General features: G+C 66.8%; 17 protein-coding genes. 10 read left to right on the top strand and 7 right to left on the bottom strand.

Translation table 11 applies throughout. The annotated features are described in order from the left end of the window. Position 1: 1 nt before the first annotated feature. From ADBZ9O_RS22225 to hflX, 4 genes are read left to right on the top strand one after another with little or no spacing between them, the layout of a single operon-like run. Positions 2-691 (top strand): class III extradiol ring-cleavage dioxygenase family protein, encoded by a 690-nt coding sequence (locus ADBZ9O_RS22225; protein ID WP_526525075.1) that lies wholly within the window; start codon positions 2-4, stop codon positions 689-691. Next, entirely contained in the window at positions 688-1,617 is a 930-nt protein-coding gene (gene miaA, locus ADBZ9O_RS22220) for a tRNA (adenosine(37)-N6)-dimethylallyltransferase MiaA (protein WP_526525074.1), read from the top strand. The genes ADBZ9O_RS22225 and miaA overlap by 4 nt, the downstream gene beginning before the upstream one ends. Before the next feature lie 4 nt (positions 1,618-1,621). Then, complete coding sequence (dapF, locus tag ADBZ9O_RS22215) at positions 1,622-2,491, top strand: diaminopimelate epimerase (RefSeq protein ID WP_526525073.1); 870 nt, start codon at positions 1,622-1,624, stop codon at positions 2,489-2,491. A gap of 49 nt (positions 2,492-2,540) precedes the next feature. Continuing rightward, positions 2,541-3,953 carry a GTPase HflX gene (gene hflX, locus ADBZ9O_RS22210; RefSeq protein WP_526525072.1) on the top strand — a complete coding sequence of 471 codons (1,413 nt, stop codon included), beginning with the start codon at positions 2,541-2,543 and terminating at the stop codon, positions 3,951-3,953. On the opposite strand, the gene ADBZ9O_RS22205 is transcribed toward hflX, so the two are convergent. From ADBZ9O_RS22205 to ADBZ9O_RS22195, 3 genes are read right to left on the bottom strand one after another with little or no spacing between them, the layout of a single operon-like run. Beyond that, complete coding sequence (locus tag ADBZ9O_RS22205; RefSeq protein WP_526525071.1) at positions 3,950-4,591, bottom strand: histidine phosphatase family protein; 642 nt, start codon at positions 4,589-4,591, stop codon at positions 3,950-3,952. The genes hflX and ADBZ9O_RS22205 overlap by 4 nt on opposite strands. Beyond that, positions 4,588-5,367, bottom strand: coding sequence for a hydrogenase nickel incorporation protein HypB (hypB, locus tag ADBZ9O_RS22200; RefSeq protein ID WP_526525070.1), 780 nt, complete (start codon positions 5,365-5,367; stop codon positions 4,588-4,590). Before hypB ends, ADBZ9O_RS22205 begins: the two co-directional genes overlap by 4 nt. After that, entirely contained in the window at positions 5,360-5,731 is a 372-nt protein-coding gene (locus tag ADBZ9O_RS22195; RefSeq protein ID WP_526525069.1) for a hydrogenase maturation nickel metallochaperone HypA/HybF, read from the bottom strand. The genes hypB and ADBZ9O_RS22195 overlap by 8 nt, the downstream gene beginning before the upstream one ends. A gap of 228 nt (positions 5,732-5,959) precedes the next feature. Here ADBZ9O_RS22195 and hypF point away from each other — a divergent pair, with 228 nt between their 5' ends. The 4 genes from hypF to hypE are packed head-to-tail and all read left to right on the top strand — an operon-like array spanning position 5,960 to position 10,713. After that, on the top strand, positions 5,960-8,332 hold the full coding sequence (hypF, locus tag ADBZ9O_RS22190; RefSeq protein ID WP_526525068.1) for a carbamoyltransferase HypF: 2,373 nt from the start codon (positions 5,960-5,962) through the stop codon (positions 8,330-8,332). Then, a complete protein-coding gene (locus ADBZ9O_RS22185) occupies positions 8,305-8,559 on the top strand; it encodes a HypC/HybG/HupF family hydrogenase formation chaperone (RefSeq protein WP_526525067.1) in 255 nt (84 codons plus the stop codon). The genes hypF and ADBZ9O_RS22185 overlap by 28 nt, the downstream gene beginning before the upstream one ends. Further along, on the top strand, positions 8,556-9,659 hold the full coding sequence (gene hypD, locus ADBZ9O_RS22180; protein ID WP_526525066.1) for a hydrogenase formation protein HypD: 1,104 nt from the start codon (positions 8,556-8,558) through the stop codon (positions 9,657-9,659). Before ADBZ9O_RS22185 ends, hypD begins: the two co-directional genes overlap by 4 nt. Then, positions 9,652-10,713 (top strand): hydrogenase expression/formation protein HypE, encoded by a 1,062-nt coding sequence (gene hypE / locus ADBZ9O_RS22175; RefSeq protein ID WP_526525065.1) that lies wholly within the window; start codon positions 9,652-9,654, stop codon positions 10,711-10,713. The genes hypD and hypE overlap by 8 nt, the downstream gene beginning before the upstream one ends. Here the strand turns inward: hypE and ADBZ9O_RS22170 are convergent. The 3 genes from ADBZ9O_RS22170 to rpe are packed head-to-tail and all read right to left on the bottom strand — an operon-like array spanning position 10,710 to position 14,119. Beyond that, positions 10,710-11,375, bottom strand: coding sequence for an HAD-IA family hydrolase (locus tag ADBZ9O_RS22170; RefSeq protein WP_526525064.1), 666 nt, complete (start codon positions 11,373-11,375; stop codon positions 10,710-10,712). The two genes, hypE and ADBZ9O_RS22170, sit on opposite strands and share 4 nt — an antisense overlap. Positions 11,376-11,378: 3 nt before the next feature. Next, the gene (tkt, locus tag ADBZ9O_RS22165) at positions 11,379-13,418 is read right to left on the bottom strand and encodes a transketolase (protein ID WP_526525063.1); all 2,040 of its coding nucleotides are present in this window, start codon (positions 13,416-13,418) and stop codon (positions 11,379-11,381) included. Further along, positions 13,415-14,119: a ribulose-phosphate 3-epimerase gene (gene rpe / locus ADBZ9O_RS22160; RefSeq protein ID WP_526525062.1), complete on the bottom strand. Its 705-nt coding sequence runs from the start codon at positions 14,117-14,119 to the stop codon at positions 13,415-13,417. Before rpe ends, tkt begins: the two co-directional genes overlap by 4 nt. A gap of 139 nt (positions 14,120-14,258) precedes the next feature. Here rpe and ADBZ9O_RS22155 point away from each other — a divergent pair, with 139 nt between their 5' ends. Both ADBZ9O_RS22155 and ADBZ9O_RS22150 read left to right on the top strand, forming a co-directional pair. Then, the gene (locus ADBZ9O_RS22155; RefSeq protein WP_526525061.1) at positions 14,259-14,930 is read left to right on the top strand and encodes a response regulator; all 672 of its coding nucleotides are present in this window, start codon (positions 14,259-14,261) and stop codon (positions 14,928-14,930) included. After that, positions 14,927-16,147, top strand: a complete 1,221-nt coding sequence (locus ADBZ9O_RS22150) for a GAF domain-containing sensor histidine kinase (protein ID WP_526525060.1) — start codon at positions 14,927-14,929, stop codon at positions 16,145-16,147. Before ADBZ9O_RS22155 ends, ADBZ9O_RS22150 begins: the two co-directional genes overlap by 4 nt. Here the strand turns inward: ADBZ9O_RS22150 and ADBZ9O_RS22145 are convergent. Next, positions 16,135-17,133, bottom strand: coding sequence for a class I fructose-bisphosphate aldolase (locus ADBZ9O_RS22145; RefSeq protein ID WP_526525059.1), 999 nt, complete (start codon positions 17,131-17,133; stop codon positions 16,135-16,137). The two genes, ADBZ9O_RS22150 and ADBZ9O_RS22145, sit on opposite strands and share 13 nt — an antisense overlap.

The raw sequence follows: 17,133 nt of genomic DNA, 5'->3' as shown, positions 1-17,133 counted from the left end.
CGTGTTGACGGCCGCCGCGATCATTCCATCGGCGCCCGTGCTGGTTCCTGAACTCGCGGGTGCTGCCGCCACCGAAATAGGTGATCTGCGCGACGCGGTACGCGCGGTAGTGGCGGCGCTTCCGGACCGGTGGGTCGCCATCGGCGTCGACGCCACAGCCGCGCAGATCGGGCCTGCGGTGGCGGGCACCTTCGCCGGATTCGGGGTCGACGTGCCCGTAGCGCTGTCGCCGGGGACCCACCCGGTCACCCAGCTCCCGCTGTGCGCGCTGATCACCGGCTGGGTGCGGGGGCAGGTCAGGCCGACCGCTGTGGCGCAGGTGCGCTGCTACCCCGATAGCGACGTCGACACTGCGATGGCGATCGGCCGTGAGCTGCGCGCCGAACTCGACGCCGATCCCCACCCGATCGGCGTGCTGATCGTCGCCGACGGCTGCCACACCCTGACCCCGTCCGCGCCAGGCGGTTACGAGCCGGCCAATATCGCGGTGCAGGAAGCGCTCGACGATGCACTCGCCGGCGGTGATCCGGCGGGCTTGGCAGCGCTGCCTGCCTCGGTCGTCGGTCGGGCGGCCTTCGGGGTGCTCGCTGGGCTGGCCGGACCTCCCGCACCGGCGCCGAGCGGCGCCAGGGCGCTGTATCGGGGAGCACCGTACGGCGTCGGGTACTTCGCCGGCGTCTGGCAGCTGTGAGAACGCGACCGATCGCGGTCGTCGGCCCGACCGGCACCGGTAAATCCGCGCTCGCCCTCGATATCGCCGAGCGGGTGGGCGGCGAAATCGTGAACGCCGATGCCATGCAGCTCTACCGCGGGATGGATATCGGCACCGCCAAACTCACCCTGGCGGAGCGACGGGGTATCCCACATCACCAGCTCGATGTCCTCGACATCGCTGCGACCGCGACGGTGGCGGACTATCAGCAAGCGGCTGCGGCCGATATCGAGGCGATCGCCGCGCGGGGGGCGGTACCCGTGATCGTCGGCGGATCCATGCTCTACCTGCAGTCGCTGTTGGACGACTGGACGTTCCCGGCGACCGATCCGCAGGTCCGGGCTACCTGGGAGGCCCGGCTGGCCGAGGTGGGTACCGCCGCGCTGCACACCGAACTTGCAGGACGCGACCCGGCCGCCGCCGCGACGATCCTGCCGACCGACGGGCGGCGCATCGTGCGCGCACTCGAGGTGGTGCAGCTGACCGGGCAGCCCTTCGCGGCGTCGGCGCCGACCATCGGCGCCCCACGCTGGGATACCGCCATTGTCGGATTGGATTGGGACACCGCGCTTCTCGATGAACGTCTGACCTTGAGAACCGCAGCCATGTTCGACGCGGGCCTGGTCGAGGAGGTGCGGACGCTATTGAAGGTGGGGTTGCGCGACGGGGTGACCGCTGCCCGCGCACTGGGCTACGCCCAAGTGATCGCCGCACTCGACGCCGGCGGTGACGAGGCGCAGCTGGCGCAAGCGCAGACGCTGACGTTCACCGGCACCCGTCGGTATGTCCGCAGGCAACGGTCGTGGTTCCGCCGGGATCACCGGATCGGCTGGCTCGACGCCGCCGCCCACAGCGCAACCGATCTTGCCGACGCGGCGCTGAGCATCTGGCGACACGTATCCTGAACTGGTGGATTTCGCCAAGGGGCACGGTACGCAGAACGACTTCGTGTTGCTGCCCGACCTCGACGCCCGGCTGACGCTGGCGCCTGCTGCGGTGGCCGCGCTGTGCGACCGGCGCCGCGGGCTCGGTGCCGACGGCGTGCTGCGGGTGACCACTGCGGGTGCCGCGCTGGCGACGGGCGTTTTCGAGCACCTGCCTGAAGGCGTCGCAGCGGCCGACTGGTACATGGATTACCGCAACGCCGACGGGTCGATTGCGCAGATGTGCGGTAACGGCGTGCGGGTGTTCGCCCACTACCTGCGGGCCAGCGGGCTGGAAGGTCGAGACGAGTTCGTGGTCGGATCGTTGGCCGGGCCCCGCCCGGTCACCCTGCATCACGTCGACGACGGCGTTGCTGAGGTCACCGTTGACATGGGCAAGGCCAATCAGCTGGGCCAGGGTCAGGCGACCGTCGGCGGCCGGATTTTCACCGGCCTTGGCATCGATGTCGGTAACCCGCACCTGGCGTGTGTGGACTCCACGCTGACCCTCGAAGAGCTGGCCGCGCTCGACGTTGCGGCCCCGGTCGGTTTCGACGCGGCGCAGTTCCCGCACGGCGTCAACATCGAGGTGCTGACCGCCCCGGCAGATGGCGCTGTCACCATGCGCGTGCACGAGCGTGGCGTGGGGGAGACCAGATCGTGCGGTACCGGCACCGTTGCCGCCGCTGTCGCTGCCTTGGCCCATCTCGGCACTGATACCGGCGCACTGGCGGTGCGCATCCCCGGCGGCCAGGTCACCGTCACGGTGACCGAGGCGACGAGCTACCTGCGTGGACCCTCAGAACTGGTGGCCACAGGAGAACTGTCTGACGACTGGTGGAGTCGGCAGGCTTGATAATCGGATGCGGGCGGGCCTGCGCGCGTGACACCATCGGAGATCGCCCATGACATATCCCGAACCCCCCTCCCACTTGCCGACGGCCGGTGAGCTCGCTCTCGATGACCGCGCTTCGTTGCGCCGCGTCGCCGGGCTCTCCACCGAACTCGCCGATGTCTCCGAGGTCGAATACCGCCAGCTGCGCCTGGAACGCGTTGTGCTGGTCGGCGTCTGGACCGACGGTAGCGCCGCCGACGCCGATAACAGCATGGCCGAACTCGCAGCGCTTGCCGAGACGGCGGGTTCTGAGGTCCTCGAAGCACTGACGCAGCGCCGCGACAAGCCGGACCCGTCGACCTACATCGGCTCCGGCAAGGCCCGCGAGCTCCGCGATATCGTCGTGGCCACCGGAGCTGACACCGTGATCTGCGACGGTGAACTGTCACCGGCACAACTCAATGCCCTGGAAAAGGCGGTCAAGGTCAAGGTCATCGACCGGACCGCGCTGATCCTCGATATCTTCGCCCAGCATGCGACCAGCCGAGAAGGCAAGGCGCAGGTCGCTTTTGCTCAGATGGAGTACATGCTGCCCCGGCTACGCGGCTGGGGTGAGTCGATGTCGCGGCAGGGCGGTGGAGCGGGTGGCAGCGGCGGCGGTGTCGGTACCCGCGGCCCCGGTGAAACCAAGATCGAGACCGACCGGCGTCGTATCCGTGAACGGATGTCCAAGCTGCGTCGCGAGATCAAGGAAATGAAGAAGATCCGCGACACCCAGCGCAGCGGCCGGGTCCGCAACGCCATTCCGTCGGTGGCAATCGTCGGCTATACCAATGCCGGTAAATCGAGCCTGCTCAACGCGCTGACCGGCGCGGGCGTGCTGGTTCAGGACGCATTGTTCGCCACCCTCGAACCGACAACGCGCCGTGGTGAATTCGAGGACGGCAGGCAGTTCGTCCTGACCGACACGGTCGGCTTCGTCAGGCATCTGCCCACCCAACTGGTGGAAGCGTTCCAATCCACCCTCGAAGAGGTCAGTGGCGCCGATCTGCTGGTGCATGTCGTCGACGGCGCTGACGCCAACCCGCTTGCACAGATCAGCGCGGTGCGTCAGGTGGTCAACGACGTGATCGCCGATCACGATGTCGCACCGCCGGTGGAACTGTTGGTGGTCAACAAGATCGACGCGGCCGACGAGCTGTCGCTGGCGAAACTGCGCCGGGCATTACCGGATGCGGTGTTCGTCTCCGCCCATACCGGTGAGGGTCTGGATCAGTTGCGGCACAAGATGAGTGAGCTTGTCGAGCCCACCGATATCCGGGTTGATGTCACCATCCCGTATGACCGAGGCGATCTGGTGGCCAAGGTGCACTCCGATGGCCGCGTCGATATCACCGAACACACCGACGGTGGCACTCGGATCAAGGGCCATGTGCCTGCCGGCCTCGCGGCCAGCCTGCGCGATTTCGTCACTCACGCCTAGCGGGTCGCCGCGCTGCTGAGATGACGCAGGCCGGCCACTTCGCAATTCCAGTCGGTGACGTGCCAGGTCCGATTCGGTGTCCGCTCGACGGTGATGGTGCCGGTATTGGCCAGCACATGCTCTTCTGCGTAGTCGGTCGTGATGTTCTCAGCCCGGGCGGCCGCCCAGCACCGGATGGCCGAACCGTGACTCACCACGACCGCATCGGATACCCCGTAGGCGCAGATCGCTTCCAGCGCAGCATCATAGCGGTCGAGGAACTCTGCGCCGTTCTCACCGCCGAACAATCGATCGTTGCCGCCGCTGGTCCACGACAGGATCGTCTGGTGGTAGCGCCGCACCAACTCGGTACCGCGGTCTCCGTTTCGTTCGCCCGCGCTCACCTCGCGTAGACCGTCGAGCACGTGGGGTGTCAGCGCCCTGGCCCGGGCCAGCGGCGTGGCGGTCTGCTGAGCGCGCAGCAGGGGGGAGACGAAAATCGCCTCGACGGGTGCACCGATGAACGCCGACGGCAAGGCGGCGGCTTGGAGATGCCCGAGTTCGGTCAGGCTGGAGCCGGGCGCCACGGTATCGAGCTGTTCGGCGATATTCGCTGGTGTCTGGCCGTGCCTGACGATGACGAGTCGGACCGCACTCATGAAGGGCTGGTGGCGAATTGGCGCAGCCAGGAGAACCAGGCCGGCATACCTTCGCCGGTGCGGGCGCTGATCGGCAGGATGGTCGCGGCCGGGTTGACCTGACGCACATGGGCGATATAGGTGTCGACATCGGCATCGAGATGGGGTACCAGGTCGATCTTGTTGAGCAGCACCACGTCGACGGATCGGAACATCACCGGATACTTCAGCGGTTTGTCCTCGCCCTCGGTGACGGAATACACCATCGCCTTGGCATGTTCGCCGACGTCGAATTCGGCTGGGCACACGAGATTACCGACGTTTTCGATGATGACAAGGTCCAGCTTTGGCAGGTCGAGGCCACCGATGGCGCGGTTGACCATCGGGGCGTCGAGGTGGCATTCGCCACCGAAACCGTTATCGGTGTTCAACAGTGAGATCTGGGCGCCGCGGCCGGCCAATTTCGCCGCGTCTAGATCGGTGGCGATATCACCCTCGATGATCCCGACGGCGATCTGGTCGGCGAGTGCGTCGAGGGTGGCGCCGAGCACGGTGGTCTTACCGGAGCCGGGTGAACTCATCAGGTTCAGCGCGCGAATACCGTTGCTTTCGAAAGCGATTCGGTTGTAGCCGGCCCGGACATCATTCTCGGCGAAGATGGACTCCAGGACGTCGACGCGCTGGGACCCAGTCGAGTAGCCGCTGTGGTCACCGTGGTCGTGACTGTGCTCATGGGTACCTTCGGCGTCTTCGTGGCTGTGCGCAACGCCATCGTCATGGCGGTGAAACCTACCCATCTGCAACAACTTTCGCTGGTTGGAGGCTGTCGGAAACGTCCACCGAGGTGACCAGAAATTCTTCGCCACGCAGCACCGCCACGTCCGTGCTGGCACAGCTGGGGCAACTCACCGACCAGCGTGAGGCGATATCCGCGGTCTGCCCGCAGGAATTGCAGCGCACCGCGGCGGCAATCAGTTCGAGTTCCAGTTCGGCATCGGCCATATCGTGGTGATCGCGCACGATGGTCCAGCAGAAGATCAGCGTGTCAGGTACCACTTGACGCAACGACCCGACGCGGACCCGCACCACCTCGACACGGCGCCCTGCCGCATGGGGCGCAACGACGCCGGCAATCGCGTGGCACAGAGACAACTCGTGCACAGCTGATCACCTCACCGTCACATCGGTCATCGGTAGCGGAACGTCGGCCGCCAACGCCAACCCTATAGCGGTGTCGCGGGCCCGTCTGTGGCGTTCGTGATGAAAAAACGCAGGAAATCTGTGCGAAATCTTGATTGTCCCGTGCCGGGGCACACCGCTACCGTGGAGGTTTGATCCGCGTCAACAGCCCAGATGGCGCGGGAGATTCTTTTGCTGCTCAGGAGGTTCATGAGGGGCAGTCGCAGTGCGTCCGCCCTGGTGCGGATGCGGTTGGACATCACTGGCGTCGTGCAGGGTGTCGGGTTTCGTCCTGCGGTCGCCCGGATCGCCGCTGCGCACGGAGTGACGGGGTTCGTCTACAACGACGCCGGTTCGGTGCGTTGTGAACTCGAAGGCAACGCCGCCGATGTCGATGCCGCCGCGGCGGCGGTCCGGTCCGCGCCGCCGCCGATGGCCCGCATCGACGATATTCGGGTGACACAGCTAGAACCGCTGGGCCGCAACGGGTTCGAGCTACCCCCGTTCGAGATCGTGCCCAGCATGGACGCTGCTGCGGCGTCGGGCGCCCGCACGCTTATCCCGCCCGATATTGCGATCTGCGATGACTGCCTGCGTGAGATGCGCGACCCGGCGGACCGCCGGTTCGGGCATCCGTTCATCACCTGCACCAATTGCGGCCCCCGCTACACCGTCATCACCGACCTGCCGTACGACCGGCCCGCCACCACGATGGCCGCCTTCGGGATGTGCACGGCGTGCGAGGCGGAGTACCGCGACCCCACCGACCGACGCTTCCATGCGCAGACCATCGCCTGCCGGGACTGCGGACCAACACTGCACTGGACCGGGCCCGGCGGTGCGGCCGACCCGATCGACGCCGCAGCGCACGCGTTGGCGGCCGGCCTGATCGTCGCGATCAAGGGTATCGGCGGGTATCACTTAGCCGCCCGGGCCGATGACCCGCTGGCCGTCGCGCTACTGCGACAGCGCAAGAACCGCCCAGCCAAACCGTTCGCCGTGATGGCCGCCGATGTCCGCGCAGCGCTCCAGATCGTCGAGCTCAGCGCCGCCGCCGCGGTCGCCCTGCGGTCGGCCCCGGCGCCGATCGTCCTGGCACCGAAGAAGCCCACGGGTTCGGCCGTCGCCGACGCGGTGGCACCGGGGCTGAGCGACCTCGGTGTCCTGCTGGCGTATTCACCCCTGCACCATCTGCTCTTCGACCGGCTCGGTCCCATCCCGCTGGTGATGACATCGGCGAATCAAGGTGGGTCGCCGATCGTGTTCCGCGACAGCGATCTGAACTGGCTCGACGGGGTGACCGACGGGGTGCTGTCCCATGATCGCCCGATCGGGGTGCCCTGCGAGGATTCCGTTGTCGCCGTGGACCGCAATGGGGAGGTGATCCCGGTCCGGCGATCGCGTGGCTACGCGCCGTTGCCGGTGGCCACCGAGAAACGAGCGAAACACCAGGCCGGCGGCGCGGTCATCCTCGCCACCGGTGGCGATCTCAAGACCACGTTCTGCCTGCTGGGGTCTGATGGGCATGCGCATATGTCATCGCACCTGGGCGATATGGCCGACCCGCGCACCCAGTCCTGTTTCGAGGACGCACTGCGACATCTGGCGTTCATGACGGACCGCCCACCCACCCAGATCGCCTGCGACCTGCATCCGTCGTATGCCACCACACGGTGGGCGCAGCGCCAGGGCCTGCCGATGGTGCGGGTCCAGCATCACCATGCCCACGCGGTTTCCCTGCTCGCCGAGCACGGGCGGATCGGCAGTCCGATCATCGCCGTCGTCTATGACGGCACCGGTTACGGCACCGACGGCACCATCTGGGGCGGTGAGCTGCTCGCCATCAGCGATCCGACGCGGTTCACCCGGGTCGGTCACCTCGCGCCGTTCGCCCTGCCCGGTGGGGACGGCGCCGCACGCGAACCGGCCCGAATCGCACTGGACCTGCTGTACCGGGCGGGACTCGAGTGGGATGCCGATCTGGCGCCTGTCAGCGCGGTCGGCGAACGCGGTCGGTCCGTTCTGGCGCAACAGATTCCGCGCGGGCTCGGGTGCGTACCGACCACCAGCATGGGCCGGTTGTTCGATGCGGTTGCCAGCCTGCTCGGGGTCTGTCAGGCGGTCGCCTACGAGGGGCAGGCCGCTGTCGAGCTCGAGCATCTGGCGCGCACCGGTGACCCTGACCGCCACGTCCTGGAATTCGACTGCCGCGCTGCGGTATTGAATCCCGTTCCGGTCATCGCGGAACTGGTCGCGGGGCTGCGGGCTGGAGTCGCAGCAGAAGATCTCGCGGCCTCTTTCCACGCCGCCGTGGTGTGCGCGACCGTGCAGGCCGCAGCCGACTGCGCCAAGGCTGCGGCGATCGAGACGGTCGGCCTGACCGGCGGTGTCTTCGTCAATCAGCTGTTGCTCCATGGGATTCGAACCGGCCTGCGCGAGTGCGGGTTCGACGTGCTGACCCATCAGGTCCTTCCGTGTAACGACGGTGGTCTGGCGTTAGGCCAGGCCGTCATAGCTGCTGGCTCCCCAGCAGCACAGAGAGAAAGAAGTGGCGTATGTGCCTCGGAATCCCCGGCAAGGTGATCGATATCTGGGAGGAGTCGGGTACCAGGATGTCGACCGTCGACTTCGGTGGAACGACGAAGAAGGTCTGCCTGGCATACCTACCTGACCTGCAGATCGGTGAGTACACCATCGTGCATGCCGGTTTTGCGCTGAACCGACTCGACGAAGAGTCGGCAAACACCACCTTGGCGATGTTCGCCGAATTGGGTTTCCTCGACGAGGAACTGGCAGGGGAGCAGGCATGAAATACCTCGATGAATTCCGAGATCCGGTGGCCGCCCGCGCCTTGGTGGATCAGATCAAACATCGCGCCACCCGCAGCTGGACGATCATGGAAGTCTGCGGTGGGCAGACACATTCGATCATCCGCAACGGCATCGATCAGCTGCTCGGTGATGCTGTCGAGTTCATTCACGGGCCGGGCTGCCCGGTGTGCGTGACCCCGTTGGAGATGATCGACCGCGCGCTGGAGATCGCCGGGCGCGAAAACGTGATCTTCTGTTCGTTCGGTGACATGTTGCGGGTGCCGGGCAGTAAACAGGATCTGTTCAGTGTCCGGGCGGCGGGCGGTGATGTGCGGATCGTGTACTCGCCGCTGGATGCGACCCGGGTCGCGGCCGAGAATCCCGACAAAGAGGTCGTGTTCTTCGGGGTGGGGTTCGAGACGACGGCCCCGGCCAACGCGATGTCGGTGGTGCACGCGCAGCGGTTGGGTCTGACGAATTTCTCGCTGTTGGTATCGCACGTGCTGGTGCCGCCGGCGATGACCGCGATCCTGTCCTCACCGACCAACCGGGTCCAGGGTTTCCTTGGGGCGGGGCATGTGTGCACGGTGATGGGCATGTCCGAGTACGTGCCGCTGGTGGAGAAATTCGGGGTGCCGATCGTGGTGTCGGGTTTCGAACCGTTGGATCTGCTCGAAGGTGTCCGCCAGCTGGTCGATCTACTCGAGGACGGTAAAGCCGAGCTCCGCAATGCCTATCCGCGGGCGGTGAACGCGGTCGGTAACACCGTCGCCCAGGACACCTTGCGCGAGGTGTTCGTGGTCACCGACCGGCAGTGGCGTGGCATCGGCATGATCCCGCAATCGGGCTGGACGCTATCGCCGCGGTACGCGCAGTTCGACGCCGAACGCCGGTTCGGGGTCGGGCAGCTGCAGGTGGCGGAATCGCCGGAATGTCACGCCGGGGAGGTACTCCAGGGCTTGCTGAAACCGAATGAATGTCCGGCGTTCGGTACGTCGTGCACACCACGGAATCCGCTGGGCGCGACCATGGTGTCCACCGAAGGCGCGTGTGCGGCCTACTACCAGTTCCGCCGCCTGGCTACCCCCGCCCATGCCTGACCGCATCACCGCGATCGACCCGGCGGACTGGGTGTGCCCGCTGCCGCTGAGGGAGACCAAACGGATTGTGCTGGGCCACGGCGGCGGTGGGGTGCTGTCAGAGGAGCTGATCGAGAATCTGTTCCTCCCGGCTTTCGGTACTTCCGGTGGCCCCGCCAGGGATTCAGCTGTGCTGTCAGTTGAGGCCGGGCGTATTGCGCTGTCGACCGACTCATATGTGGTGCAACCGTTGTTCTTCCCCGGGGGCAATATCGGCGATCTCGCCGTCAACGGCACCATCAACGATCTGGCGATGAGTGGTGCGCAGCCGCTGGGTCTGACGGCGGGTTTCATTCTGGAGGAAGGCCTTGAGGTCGACGTGCTCGGCCGGATCGCCCAATCGATGGGTAAGGCTGCCGACAACGCCGGTGTCGCCATCGTGACCGGTGACACCAAGGTCGTCGAAAGAGGCAGCGCCGATCAGCTTTTCGTCAACACCGCCGGGGTGGGTGTCATCCCGGACGGTGTGCAGGTCGGGCCGCAGCGCGCGCGACCGGGCGACCACATCATCGTCTCGGGCAATCTGGGCGAGCACGGGGTGGCCATCATGAGTGTGCGGGAAGGCATCGATTTCGGCACCGTCGTCACCACCGACAGTGTGCCGCTGCACCGACTGGTTGCCGCCATGCTCGCCGCGGGTGATGTGCACACCCTGCGCGACCCCACCCGTGGCGGTCTGGTCGCATCGTTGGTCGAGCTGGCGCGGGCGGCCTCGGTCGGCATCGCCCTAAATGAAGCCGCGATCCCGGTACCCGAGGCCGTTGCCTCGGCCTGCTCCTTTCTCGGGCTGGATCCGCTGCATGTGGCCAACGAAGGGAAGCTGGTGGCGTTCGTCGACCCGGCCGATACCGAAGCCGTGCTGGCCGCGATGCGGAACACGCCAGAGGGGGCGAACGCCGTCGTCATCGGCCGTGTCGTCGCCGAGCACCCGGGGATGGCCGTGGGCACCACCCCGTTCGGTACCACCCGTGTGATCGAACGTGAACTCGGCGAACAACTCCCACGCATCTGCTAGAGGACGTGATCGGTGACGCCGGTGAAGCTGTCGAGTACGACGGCTGCCCCGGTAAAGTCCTGGTCGGCGGTGTAGCCGTTGGTGATGACGATGGTCGCCAGTCCCGCTGCGGTGGCGGCGCGCAGTCCCACCGCGGAATCTTCGACCGCCAGTGCACTTTCCGCGGGCAACTTCAGCTCGTGCAGGACCCGCAGGTAAACCTCGGGGTGGGGTTTGAGCTCCGCGACATCATCACCGGTCACCACGACCTCCATCGCGTCGGACCCCAGCAGGTGCGCCAGCAGCGGTTCGACCCACGCCGTGGCGCCAGTGGTGGCTACCGCGGTCCGGATACCGGCGTTGTGCAGATCGGCGACGAGCTCGACCAGACCCGGTCTGGCGCAGATGTCACCGGCGAAGATCCGGTCGCGAAACAGCGCGGTCTTGGTCCGGTGGATATCGAGCGCCAGTTGATCGGCGGCGTCGGAGAACCCGCGGGCCCGCAGATCACTGGCGATGCGGCGTCGGCCGCCGGTAATGGTCAGTAGCACCCCGTATTCGTCTGGCTGCCAGACGATATCGAGACCGTGTTGGGCGAAGGCGGCATTGAAGGCGGGGAGGTGGCCGTGTTCCTCGGTGTCGGCGATGGTGCCGTCCACATCGAAGATGACCGCCCTGGTCACCTGTCATACCGCGCTGTCGTCGGCCCGCCCCAGACACCGCAGCGCAGCATCGGCGACGGCGTCGGGTGTCAACCCCAGGCGGGCCGCGACATCGGCCCCTGGGCCGCTTTCACCGAATCGATCGATCCCGACCACCGTGTCGCGGGGTCCCGCCAGCGCGCGCCAACCGGTCGTCACGCCGGCTTCGATCCACACCACCGGCCCATCGGGTAACGGGGTATCACCGGCCCGGATCGCCTCGTCGAGGCGCTCGCGCCACGTGACCGATACGACCGCGGCGTGCACACCCCGATCGGCCAACACCGCTGCGGCCTGGAGTGCCAGGGCGACTTCTGATCCGCTGGCGGCCAGCACCACCTCCGCGGGATCGGCCGATGTGCCGATCCGCCTGGCGCCGTGGCAGCGGATCTCATCGAGGCCTTCTGTCCCGAGCGCGGGCAGGTCCTGACGGCTCAACACCAGCACCGTGGGGCCAGACATGTTGAGAGCGGCTATCTCCCAGGCTGCGGCGGTCTCCGCGGCATCGGCGGGTCGCAGCACCCTCACCCCGGGGATCAGCCGCAGCGATTCGAGCTGCTCGATGGGTTGATGGGTGGGGCCGTCCTCGCCGACGTGCACCGAGTCATGCGTGAACACGTAGATGACGGGTTGTTTCATCAGTGCCGACAGTCGCAGGGCCGGCCGTAGATAGTCGGCGAAAACCAGGAAGGTGCTGCCGAAAGGCCGCAATCCACCGTGCAGCGAGATGCCGTTGAGGACCGCGGCCATCGCATGTTCGCGGATGCCGAAATGGATGGTGCGACCGGTATAGTCGGCGGCACTGACATCCCCACCGGGGATCGCGGTGTTCGTCGACGCCGCGAGGTCCGCCGAACCGCCCACCAGGGCCGGGTATACCGCGGACAGCGCGCACAGCGCCGCGCCCGAGGCCTTCCGGGTCGCCATTGTCGCGTCGCTGAGTGTCTCGGCGAGTTCCCCGAGAACGGCCACGCCATCCGGGGCCGGCGGCCCGTCCAGCGGGAAATCTCCAGCCAGCGTCGGGTTTTCGGCCTGCCATGCGGCGTGGGTGGTCTCCCACTCCGCTTGGGTGGCAGCACCTTGCGCGGCCAGCGCGGCGGCGGTCGCGCCGACCGCAACGGGGACGTGGAAATGCGCGTCGGGCCATTCGAGGCGCTCGCGCATGGCGGCGAGCCGGGCCGTACCCAAGGGGCTGCCGTGCGCCTTCGGGGTGCCCTCGACATCGGGTGCGCCGGCTCCGATGATGGTCCGCACCCGGATAAAGGTGGGTCGATCGGCGCACTCGGTCGCCGCCCGCAGCGCGCGATCCAGGGCACCCACATCGGTGCCGTCGGACACCGAAAGCACCTGCCAGCCGTAGGCCGCGAAACGCGCTTCGGCATCATCGGTGCAGCTCTGCGATGCCGGACCGTCGATGGTGATGTCGTTGTCGTCGTAGATGACCGTGAGCCTGCTCAGGCCGAGTCTTCCTGCCAGAGAGGCTGCTTCGTGACTGATCCCTTCCATCAGGTCGCCGTCACCGGCCAGCACCCAGGTTCGGTGATCGACGACGGTGTGCTCATCGGTGTTGCAGCGGGCGGCCAGCATGCGCTCGGCGAGCGCCATCCCGACGGCATTGGCCAGTCCCTGTCCCAGCGGGCCCGTGGTGGTTTCCACCCCTGCGGTGTGGCCGTATTCGGGATGACCGGGGGTGCGGGAGTCGAGTTGGCGGAACCGGCGCAACTCATGGGTCGACAGGTCGTAGCCGAACACATGCAGAAGCCCGTACAGCAGCATCGAGCCGTGTCCGGCGGACAGGACGAATCTGTCCCGGTCCGGCCACTGCGGGTCGGCGGGATTGTGGCGCAGGTGTCGTGACCACAGGGTCCAGGCGATCGGACCCGCCCCGAGCGGTAGCCCGGGGTGCCCGCTGTTGGCGGCCTCGATCGCGTCCACCGTCAGGAATTTCAGGGTGTCGATGGCCAGTTGGTCGAGTTGGTCAGTGCCGATCACCGCGTGGTCGGCGGCGGGGGTTGCGATGGTCACTGCAGGACCAACCTTTCGGAAGCGGCGTTGCGCAGGGCGGCGGTACGGTCGGACATGGTGTCTGGTCCGTCGAATAGTGCTGAGCCGGAACAGAACACGTTCGCTCCAGCCGCAGCGGCGCCGACAATGGTGGACGGTCCGATACCGCCGTCCACTTCAAGCTCGATATCGGCGCCCAGCCGGTCGATCTCGGCCCTGGCCGCGGCGATCTTGGGCTCCATGCTCGACAGGTAGCGTTGCCCGCCGAAGCCGGGGTTGACGGTCATCACCAGCAGTAGATCGGTGATGTCGAGGACATCGAGGACGGCCGTCAGTGGTGTCGCGGGGTTGAGCGCGACACCGGCGCGCGCACCGAGATCCCTGATGTGCGAGAGGGTTCGGTGTAGATGCAGGCAGGCCTCGGCGTGCACGATGATGATCTCGCAGCCGGCGTCGACCCACCGCGGCAGCATCGGATCCGGGTTGGTGACCATCAGATGCGCCTCGAACCCGATGCTGACCCGACCGCGGTTGGCGGCGATCACATCGGGACCGAAGGTGATGTTCGGGACGAAACTGCCGTCCATCACATCCCACTGGATCCGGTCGATACCCGCGCCCTCGATCGCCTCTACATCGCGGCCGAGGTTGGCGAAGTCCGCCGGTAGCACGGATGCGACAAGCTTGGCTTTTTGCGCTGACACTGTCACTGACGCTGACACGCTCACCCTCCTTATTGTTGGTGGTGACGGTAAACAACCGCCGGCAATAGCGGATCCCCGAAACGGGGGATCAACCGGGTAAATACCGGGGCGCGGAATTATTAATGACGGCCCCACAATTACCCTCTATCGTTGCCTGATGACAGCTGCATTGGTGGCCAGCCCAATTCGAGTGGTATTGGTCGATGACCACGAGATGGTTATTGAGGGGCTCAAGGCGATGCTGTCGTCATTTCGGGCCCGTGTTCGTGTTGTCGGGCATGCCGTCGGCGCGGAAAACGCACTGGAAGTGATCAACAGCCTCCGGCCCGACATCGTGTTATGCGATGTGCGGATGCGAGGGGCGAGCGGCCTGGATCTGTGCCGGACCGTGCGCGAACAGGATCCGCATCGCAAGGTCGTGCTGCTCTCGGTCTACGACGATGAGCAATACCTCTTCCAGGCGATGCGGGTCGGGGCGTCGGGTTACCTGCTCAAGGGGATCAACAGCGACGAGCTGGTGCGACAGCTGGAGTCTGTGCAGGACGGTTCGACAGCCATCGACGCCGGGCTGGCCGCCCGCGCGGTCGACACCGCCGCACGCCTGCAACGCGATGAGTTCTGGCCGGGCGCCCGCCACGGCCTCACGCAACGGGAGAGCGAGATCCTGTCCTTTGTCGTCGCCGGCCTGTCCAATCGGGGGATTGCGACCAAACTGGTGATCGGCGACGAGACGGTGAAAAGCCACCTGCGCTCGATCTACCGCAAGCTCAATGTCAGCGATCGCACCGCCGCCGTGGCGACCGCGCTGCGGGAGGGCATTTTCCGGTGACGCCACCGGGGCCTACCGTGCACGGCCTGGTGGACGCCGATCGCGAGGCGGCGCTGCTGCTCGACATCGTCGAGGTGACGGCCCACGGGCCCGGCGTCGAACCGCTGGCCGCCGCAGTTGCGCAGCTGATCACCACCGCCTCGGCCTCGGATGTCTGTTTCGTCCATGTCTTGGACGACAGTGACCGCGCTCTGACGCTGGCCGGCGCGACACCGCCGTTCGACGAGCAGGTCGGCAAGGTCCGGCTGCCGCTGAGTTCGGGGATCTCGGGGTGGGTGGCCACGCACCGCACGCCTGTGGTCATCGTCGACAATAAGGAGGACGACCCGCGCTACGTTCCGATCGAGGCCCTGCGTGGTGCGAACTACACCTCCATGGCTTCGGTACCGATGGAGACCGGGCCCGGTGGCCTCGTCGGCGTCCTCAATGTCCACACCCTGCAACGGCGCGAGTTCACCGAGCGCGATATCGAATTGCTGCTGGTCATCGGTCGACTGATCGGCGGGGCATTGCACCAGGCCAGGCTGCACCGGCAACTCACCATCAGGGAACGGGCGCACGAGAATTTCGCCGAGCAGGTGATTGCGGCCCAAGAGGTGGAGCGCCGCCGGCTGGCCGGCGATATTCACGACGGTATTTCTCAGCGGCTGGTGACGTTGGCCTACCGCCTCGATGCTGCCGCTCGCGCAGTCGACGACGATCCGGTCGACGCCGGTGTCCAGATCGCGAAGGCTCGCGACCTGGTTGCCTTGACGTTGGAGGAGGCCCGCTCCGCCATCAGCGGGCTGCGGCCACCGGTGCTCGACGATCTCGGCCTCGCCGGCGGGCTGGCCAGTCTGGCGTCGTCGATGCCACCGCTGAATCTGGACCTAGACCTGGCCGATGACCGCCTGCCCGAACATATCGAGGTGGCGCTGTACCGGATCGCCCAGGAATGTCTGCAGAACATCGTCAAACACGCCGGCGCCACCGCCGCGACGGTCGCGTTCACGGTCGTCGGCGATGACGCTCGGCTGGAAGTTACCGATAACGGTGTCGGTTTCAGCACCGGTGAAGACCGGCCCAGAGACTCCCGATCCGGTGGCTACGGGATGCTGTCGATGGCCGAGCGCGCCGAATTGGTCGATGGTCGCCTCACGGTCCGGTCGCGGCCGGGGGCGGGGACAACCATCACAGTGACGATTCCGCTACATCCCATCCGCGGTCAGGCCGATTGAAGGTCCGTGCGCCGGCGCAGTGCCGAGGAGTTGGCGGTGACGTGCTCGGCGAGCGCGAATTGCCCGTCACGATAACGGGATTCGTCACCGCGCCAGGCGGCCAATGCCGGGGAGACCAGGGCGCGGCCGAAGGAGAACGTGAGCGGCCACGGCGTCTGGTGACGCTGGAGGGCTTCGAGGTTGGCCGTCGCGCGTTCCGGCGGCTGACCGCCGGACAGGAAGGCAATTCCGGCCAGATGGGCCGGCCAGGCGCGCAGCACCGCGACGGTGGCCTCGGCGACCTGTTCGGGATCGGAGTAGTCGGCGCAGCCGTCACCTTCGATGACCATATTCGGCTTGAGCACAATGCCGGTGAGGTCGACGTTGAGTGCCGACAGTTGCTGGCGGACCGCGGCGTGCACGGTGGCCGTGGTCGCGCTGCATTCGGCAATGCTGTGTGAACCGGTCATCAGCACCTCGGGCTCGACGATCGGGACCAACCCCGCCTCCTGGCAGGCCGCGGCGTACCGGGCCAGCGCGTTGGCGTTGCTGACGGTGGCGCCCCAGCTGGGGGTCCGTTCGGAGATGCTGAAGACGGCGCGCCATTTGGCGAACGTCGCCCCCATCTCGGCGTAGCGGGCGAGTCGTCCGGCCAGACCGTCGAGCCCCTCGGTGATGGTCTCACCCGGCAGGCCTGGGCAGGCTTTGGCGCCGGTGTCGACCTTGATACCCGAATGGATGCCCAGCTCACGCATGGCCGTCGGGAAAGGTCGGCCGTCGCTGAAGACCTGGCCGAGCGTCTCGTCGCAGAAGATGACACCGGATACGCCGTCGGCCAGCCCGGGGGTGGTGACGAGCAGTTCGCGATAGGTGCGTCGGCTGTCGGCGGTCGCTGTGACGCCCGCGTCCTCCAGTCGCGACGACATGGTCGCGATGCTCTCGTCGGCGGCGAGGATGCCTTTACCTGGCGCGGTCAGTTCGGCGGCGATCTGTCTGCATGTGCTCAT

The sequence above is a fragment of the Mycobacterium sp. genome, from assembly GCF_965229105.1.
Classification (GTDB): domain Bacteria; phylum Actinomycetota; class Actinomycetes; order Mycobacteriales; family Mycobacteriaceae; genus Mycobacterium.
The sequence above is the reverse complement of the archived record's forward strand: the minus strand, read 5'-3'. Positions and strand labels throughout refer to the sequence as shown.

Excerpts from the sequence above, each read along its gene's own strand:
- hflX (WP_526525072.1), top strand. The coding sequence starts at position 2,541 with ATGACATATCCCGAACCCCCCTCCCACTTGCCGACGGCCGGTGAGCTC.
- ADBZ9O_RS22205 (WP_526525071.1), bottom strand. The coding sequence starts at position 4,591 with ATGAGTGCGGTCCGACTCGTCATCGTCAGGCACGGCCAGACACCAGCG.
- hypB (WP_526525070.1), bottom strand. The coding sequence starts at position 5,367 with ATGGGTAGGTTTCACCGCCATGACGATGGCGTTGCGCACAGCCACGAA.
- hypF (WP_526525068.1), top strand. The coding sequence starts at position 5,960 with ATGAGGGGCAGTCGCAGTGCGTCCGCCCTGGTGCGGATGCGGTTGGAC.
- ADBZ9O_RS22185 (WP_526525067.1), top strand. The coding sequence starts at position 8,305 with ATGTGCCTCGGAATCCCCGGCAAGGTGATCGATATCTGGGAGGAGTCG.
- hypD (WP_526525066.1), top strand. The coding sequence starts at position 8,556 with ATGAAATACCTCGATGAATTCCGAGATCCGGTGGCCGCCCGCGCCTTG.
- hypE (WP_526525065.1), top strand. The coding sequence starts at position 9,652 with ATGCCTGACCGCATCACCGCGATCGACCCGGCGGACTGGGTGTGCCCG.
- ADBZ9O_RS22155 (WP_526525061.1), top strand. The coding sequence starts at position 14,259 with ATGACAGCTGCATTGGTGGCCAGCCCAATTCGAGTGGTATTGGTCGAT.
- ADBZ9O_RS22145 (WP_526525059.1), bottom strand. The coding sequence starts at position 17,133 with ATGAGCACATGCAGACAGATCGCCGCCGAACTGACCGCGCCAGGTAAA.